This window comes from Barnesiella sp. CU968, from assembly GCF_905219685.1.
Lineage (GTDB): Bacteria > Bacteroidota > Bacteroidia > Bacteroidales > Muribaculaceae > Lepagella > Lepagella muris_A.
This window is the reverse complement of sequence record NZ_CAJMXD010000451.1, coordinates 1-2,152: the sequence shown is the minus strand read 5'-3', so window position 1 is coordinate 2,152 and position 2,152 is coordinate 1. Positions and strand designations below refer to the sequence as shown.

Here is a 2,152-nt window from a genome sequence, read left to right as displayed (position 1 = left end):
TATCACATCGTTCTCGAGAGTGAAATGGAAGATGGGGAACTTCTCTTTTCTGTATGTTTCCGCCAGCTCTGCGGCAGAGTCGGCATCCATGTATCTGATGTCGGAGTATTTCCCGGATGCCGGATTCCATATTGCGGCTCCGGTGAATACGATTGCCGGGAGGCTCATTTTCACATCCTTGATTATGCCGGCTACTGTCGCTGGAGTGCGTGCCGTGGCTACTGTGAAAAGCTTTCCTTCTCCAATGCTTCTGTTGAGAAGAACTATTGTCTTTTGCGACAGATAGGCGCCGGGTTGCATCAGAGTCCCGTCAAGATCGCTTACGTATAGAGTCTTGTCCATTCTGCCGTCTTTGTTTGATTGTTGCCAATTATTTTTCTTTTATCTCGATATATTCCGCATCAGACACCTGCTCCTCTCTATAGACACGGCGTTCGCTCCTGCTTTCGTTNTCGAGGATTTCGGATTCAGAATATTCTTTGGTTTCGGTGAACTCTACATCTTCTGCATATTCCTGCATGCTTCTGATGCTGTCTTCCTCATTGGAGGCATATTGCCTGCCTCTCCGTCCTGTGCGGCTGTAGCTGTTGTCACGCTGCTGTCTCTGCTGCTGTTTACGTCGGCGTTCCTCCTCTTTGCGTGACGGCATTCCTGCCATTTTTCTGACCATGTCTTCAGCGCGCCGTGCCATAAACCCTCTGAGCCATTTGGCAATCCATGGCCAGAAAAGGAAAAGCCCAACCAATATAACTAATAATATTCCCAAAGGATTAATCTTTTTAGAAATTGTTTAAACTTATTGCCGGCTTCGGTAAAGCCGAATCTGTACGCATATGAACAACGCGTGTCTGTCACTCACGGTTTATTGCCCCGTATAATATATATGCTATGATAAGCCACATAAGTCCCGGAGTTCCCATGCTTGCCGGCAATACAACAGCCGTTGCGATAAGAAGCCATCTGAACTGATTCCCTTTCCATCCCCAGGTTTTGAATTTCAGGGAGAAAAGTCTTACAGGGGAGACCATCAGCCAGCATTCGAGAAGCAGCACAGGAATCACACACCACCACTCGCATGCATAACCCTGCGTTTCATTGCAGAGTGCCGTGTATCCTATCCAGAAAATGGCGTTTGCCGGTATCGGCAGACCGATAAAGCTCGTTGTCTGTCGGGTGTCTATGTTGAATTTTGCCAGGCGCAGAACGCCGAATACGGGTATCAGCAATGCTCCCCATCGCAGCCATTCGCAGCTTCCCAGTCTTTCGAGTGTCGAGAATAGCACCATGGCGGGTGCTACTCCGAAACTGACGGCATCGCAAAGAGAGTCAAGTTCTTTGCCAAGTTCTGAATTAGCATGCAGCAAGCGGGCGGCGAAGCCGTCGAGAAAATCCATTACAGCTGCTATGCCGATGAATATGTATGCCCAGTTGTATGCTGCCATGCCATATATCTCGCTGTTTCCCTGAAGCGCGAAGATTATGGCTATGCTGCCTGCCGTGATGTTGAGGCATGTGATGGAGTTGGGTATATTTTTTACTATTGCATTCATGNTTTGAATCTGGCGACAGGTGTGACACCCCCTCTGGTGATGTCACCAATTTTTACAAGAATCTCGCAGTCAACAGGAAGGTAGATATCGACTCTCGACCCGAATTTGATGAATCCGAGATGTTCATCGACAGATGCCTCTTCACCTTTTCGTGCGTATGTCACGATTCGGCGCGCCATTGCTCCGGCTATCTGCCTTACGGTTATTCTTTTGCCGCAATCCGCCTTTATCCCTACAGTGCTCCGCTCGTTGTCGGTGCTTGCCTTCGGAAGGTATGCCGAGAGAAACCTGCCGTTATGATGCTTCACATATTCGACCGTTCCGTCTACCGGAAACCAGTTGGCATGCACGTTCAAGGGAGACATGAACACAGAGAGCATCATGGCTTCCTCCTTGAGATACTCCCCTTCGAAGGTGCGCTCCACAGCCACTACGCGACCGTCGACAGAGCTTACCACCATCCCCATGCGCTCGCCGCGGTAATGACGCTGCGGGCAACGGAAAAAATTGAAGACGAAGCAATAGACTATCGCGGAAAGGACACTGAAGCATGCCGGAATCAAAACCGGAGGCATAAAGAGCCATATCGGCACATTAAGCAC

3 protein-coding genes are annotated in these 2,152 nt (G+C 49.4%); all 3 read right to left on the bottom strand.

Annotated elements, in window-relative coordinates; translation table 11 throughout:
* Positions 1–342: HAD family hydrolase (locus JX312_RS12650; protein WP_204458255.1), on the bottom strand; the 342-nt coding region annotated here is incomplete at its 3' end.
* 509 nt (positions 343–851) lie between these two features.
* Positions 852–1,550 (bottom strand): CDP-diacylglycerol--serine O-phosphatidyltransferase, encoded by a 699-nt coding sequence (pssA, locus tag JX312_RS12645; protein ID WP_204458253.1) that lies wholly within the window; start codon positions 1,548–1,550, stop codon positions 852–854.
* On the bottom strand, positions 1,547–2,152 hold a 606-nt coding region (locus JX312_RS12640), incomplete at its 5' end, for a phosphatidylserine decarboxylase family protein (RefSeq protein WP_204458251.1). The genes pssA and JX312_RS12640, both read right to left, overlap by 4 nt.

Excerpts from the sequence above, each read along its gene's own strand:
- pssA (WP_204458253.1), bottom strand. The coding sequence starts at position 1,550 with ATGAATGCAATAGTAAAAAATATACCCAACTCCATCACATGCCTCAAC.